Annotated in this window: 3 protein-coding genes; 2 read left to right on the forward strand and 1 reads right to left on the reverse strand. The window is 34.3% G+C overall.

The annotated features are described in order from the left end of the window. Positions 1-310: 310 nt before the first annotated feature. Together JF75_RS08480 and JF75_RS08485 are read left to right on the forward strand one after the other, a co-directional pair. A complete protein-coding gene (locus tag JF75_RS08480) occupies positions 311-1,081 on the forward strand; it encodes a hypothetical protein (RefSeq protein ID WP_046332637.1) in 771 nt (256 codons plus the stop codon). Between the two features lie 135 nt (positions 1,082-1,216). Next, positions 1,217-2,188 (forward strand): Gfo/Idh/MocA family protein, encoded by a 972-nt coding sequence (locus JF75_RS08485; protein WP_046332638.1) that lies wholly within the window; start codon positions 1,217-1,219, stop codon positions 2,186-2,188. 188 nt (positions 2,189-2,376) lie between these two features. Here JF75_RS08485 and JF75_RS10175 read toward each other — a convergent pair whose 3' ends face one another. Then, complete coding sequence (locus JF75_RS10175) at positions 2,377-3,180, reverse strand: SLAP domain-containing protein (protein WP_052726900.1); 804 nt, start codon at positions 3,178-3,180, stop codon at positions 2,377-2,379. Positions 3,181-3,889 lie beyond the last annotated feature (709 nt).

Genomic DNA, 3,889 nt, shown 5'->3' on the forward strand with positions numbered 1-3,889 from the left:
CTTTCGGGGTTTTTATTTGTGTAAGACTTCTAAGATAATTCTTTGACCAGAGACAAAACCAAGACTTGCAAATTTAGGATTAATTAATTCACCAAAAATCTGTTTTTGTAAGCCTAATTTATGTAAAAAATTAAAAAATCATACTCTGATTAATGTACAATACAATTTCTTATCATTTTTAAACTCTACCACTTCAATGATGCAATTGTTACGCTGAAAAAAATCGGACAAGTTTTTATATCAACTTGACTAAAAATGCTATATAATTTCCTTAAGGTAAAATAAGAATATTAAAAAGGAGATGTCCACAATGAAATTGAAGAAATTTTTGACGGCTATGTTATTGTCTGCCACTTTAGTTGGTGGTGGTCTAACTCATGCAAAAACAGTCGATGCAGCATTATCAAAAAAGCAGGCTATTGCAATTGTTAAAAAGAAAGAGAGCAACCAAACTAGTGGCCAATATACTACCAGCACAAAGATTAAAAGTGGTAAGCAAAAAATAAATTTCGACTCTCATGGTGCTTTTACCACCAAGCCTGAACTAGTTCAAGCCATTACTAAAGTAAAATCTGGCAAACACGCTGAAACAGTAGAGCAATGGATTGATATGGACGCAAAACGTGTCTACACCAAAGCAGATGGCAAATGGCAATATACACCTATTGCAGACGCTGATACTGCCAAAACTGATATAAAAAAATATAGTAGCGATCTGAAGAAATTTGCTAAAAGCATCACTACTGATTTGAGCAAAAATGCCAAACTTAGTCATAAAGATGGAGTTTATACCCTCAAAAGTAATGTCAATATTACTAAGGCAAGTAAATTTCTGAACAAAATTTTTAAAGACTATAAGGTAGATCTCAAGTCGTTCAAAAAGCACGTTAAACTCAGCAATTGTAATGTTACTTTTAAAATCAAAGATAAAAAAATAACAAGCACTGCTACTTCTTTTAAAATGAACTACAACAAAAAAATGCCAGCTTCATTCAACTTTAGAATCTTTGGCTTTGGTAATTCCGACTCTTTGAAGTTACCAGATGAAGTCAAGAACGCCATTCCAGCATCTGCAAACTAATTTTACTAAAAATATGGAAAAACAATTTTTAGTAAATACTTAACTGTAATAATTATGGTACTTTTAGGTTACTTAATGAGCTAAAATGACTATAGAGTCATTTAAATATTTTCATTAGTAATCGGAGGTCCAAAAATGAAATTAGGAATTATTGGCAGTGGTAAAATTGTTCACGATTTTTTAACAACTGCTGCTAAAATTAAAGGCCTTGAACTTGCAGCAATATCCACTACTAAACGTAGTCAGCCTATTGCCAAAGACTTAGCTAAACAGTATAACATTAAAGAAGTTTTTGCAGATAACCAGCTGTTGTGTCACGATGATAATGTCGACACTGTTTATGTAGCTGTGCCTAATTCTTTACATTATGAAGTCGTAAAAGAAGCTCTTCTTGCAGGCAAAAATGTTATTTGCGAAAAACCTTACGTAGAAACTGTTGCTCAAGCTAAAGAACTTAAAGAAATAGCTGATAAAAGGGATTTGATCATAGTTGAAGCAATCACAAATATTCATCTGCCAAATTTTAAAGCAATTAAACAGCAAGTAGCTGAAATTGCACCTATTCACATTATTTCTTTAAATTATACGCAGTATTCCAGTCGCTATGATGATTTTTTACAAGGTAAAATTGCACCTGTATTCGATCCCGCTAAAGATGGCGGAACTCTCACGGATTTAAACATTTACAATATTCACTTAGCTGTTGGTTTATTCGGTGAACCGGAAAAAGTGCAGTATTATCCCGTAATGCAAAAAAAAGTTGATACTTCGGGCATACTTAATTTAGTTTATCCTGATAAACAAGCAGTTTTAATTGCCGCAAAAGACAGCTATACTACTCCCAGATCATTTATTGAGGGTGAAAAAGGAACTATCTATTTTGACGGTTCAACTGGTGTTATTAAAAGCTTCATGGTTGAGCACAGACGCGGTGATAACAGTAAGTTCAACTTTAATCAGTTTGACCACAGGATGGCAAGTGAGTTTACAGATTTTGTGAAAATTATTGATACCCATGATACACAAGAAGCTAATAATTTATACGAGCATAGCATAGCTGTCATGGACGTATTAGCTAAAGCAAAGCAGTCTGTTTCTAGTAATTAATATTATTGACTAAAAACGCAATCAGTTCTCCAGTTGAGAAAGTTGCGTTTTTTTGTATCAAAAAAAGAGGTCCGAGAATCTTTTAAAGATCTGTAAAAGCAAGTCTTCAAAAACACCTAAAACCTCTTTATCTATGATATTAAATTTTACTCAATAATTTGTATCAAAAGTAAATTAATGATTACTCATTACTTTGAAGGATTTGAAGGGGTTGAGCCGGTTGAGCCAGTAGAACCTGTTGAACCAGTAGAACCGTTGGAGCTGGTTGAGCCAGTTGAACCGTTGGAACTAGTTGAGCCAGTTGAACCGTTGGAGCTGGTTGAGCCAGTAGAACCGTTGGAGCTAGTTGAGCCAGTGGAACCGTTGGAGCTAGTTGAGCCAGTAGAACCGTTGGAGCTAGTTGAGCCAGTGGAACCGTTGGAGCTAGTTGAGCCAGTAGAACCAGAACCGTTGGAACTAGTTGAAGGAGTTGACGTTGGTTTTGTAGTCTTCTTCTTAGCTAAAGCACTTGCCTTGATGTATCCTGCTGAAGTTGAGTAGTACTTCTTGCCCTTAATGGTAACAGCTGCGCCAAATACAGTTACTTTTTGGCCCTTACGAACTTTACCGTTCTTTAAAGCTTTGCCACTTCTGGTAACCAAAACAGTGTTCTTAGCTACTTTAGCAGCCTTGCCCGTAACATTTACAGCTTTGACATATTGGTTCTTGCCAACTTTGTAGTAAACCTTGCCCTTAACAGTCTTCTTGCCAAGAACAGTCACTTTTTGACCAACCTTAAGTGTCTCCTTAGTCTTAACTAGTTTCTTGCCCTTTAACTTGTAAACAGCAGAATTGGCACCGACTTTCTTGGTCTTAGTGGCCTTCTTAGCTGCACTAACTTCAGTTGGGGCACTACTTAGAGCGTTGGTTGGTAACTGATTAACACCAACAGCTAATAATGTTGCACCAGCTACTGAAACTATCATTTTTTTATAAAAACTATTTTTACTCATTTTTTGAGCCTTCCTTTTTCCATGACATATTCGACGCCCCAAGCTAAATAGACTTAAGAACGCTATAACTTTAATTAAGTTACATGAAAGTCATTTTAGCACTATAAGCACCTAAAAAAAAGACTATTTTTATAATATATGTAATTTTTATTTAAGGTATTTTTAGACTAAATGAAAGATTGCTATATATTGTATATTTAAATACATTATATAAATAACAATTTTTAGAAAAAATTTATGCCTTAATATAAATATATAATATATTGATTATTATGATAGTAATAGCATCATGATCAAGCTAGAGGACGCAACTCCGATTGAATTTCGTAAATTAGCCCTCAGCAAAAACAAGAAATTTGTTCAAGTTTTCATGTTTGACTTTATTTAAATAGAAAACTTCATTTTTGAACAAAAAAAGCCTAAGCCTCCCTAATTATTTAAATCATTTAGATTTAAGTAATTGAAGAAAAAGCTTATGGCTTTTTATTTATCCTTGACTACAAAAGAATAAAATCAAGTAACTAAACTCTTATTTATTACTAATTTTTAGTGCCTTTTGAATCGTCCTTACCTTTGTCATCTGCACTAGGCTTGTCTGAGCCATTTGAGCTACCGGAGTTGTTGTCTGAGCCAGTTGAACTGTTTGATGGGTTTGAGCTGTCAGAGCCAGTTGAACTGTTTGATGGGTTTGAGCTGTCGGAGCCAGTTG

Origin of the sequence: Lactobacillus kimbladii, assembly GCF_000970755.1 — a bacterium.
Classification (GTDB): Bacteria; Bacillota; Bacilli; order Lactobacillales; family Lactobacillaceae; genus Lactobacillus; species Lactobacillus kimbladii.

Bases quoted from the DNA above. Each gene is read 5' to 3' on its own strand.
- JF75_RS10175 (WP_052726900.1), bottom strand. From the start codon at position 3,180: ATGAGTAAAAATAGTTTTTATAAAAAAATGATAGTTTCAGTAGCTGGT.
- JF75_RS08485 (WP_046332638.1), top strand. From the start codon at position 1,217: ATGAAATTAGGAATTATTGGCAGTGGTAAAATTGTTCACGATTTTTTA.
- JF75_RS08480 (WP_046332637.1), top strand. From the start codon at position 311: ATGAAATTGAAGAAATTTTTGACGGCTATGTTATTGTCTGCCACTTTA.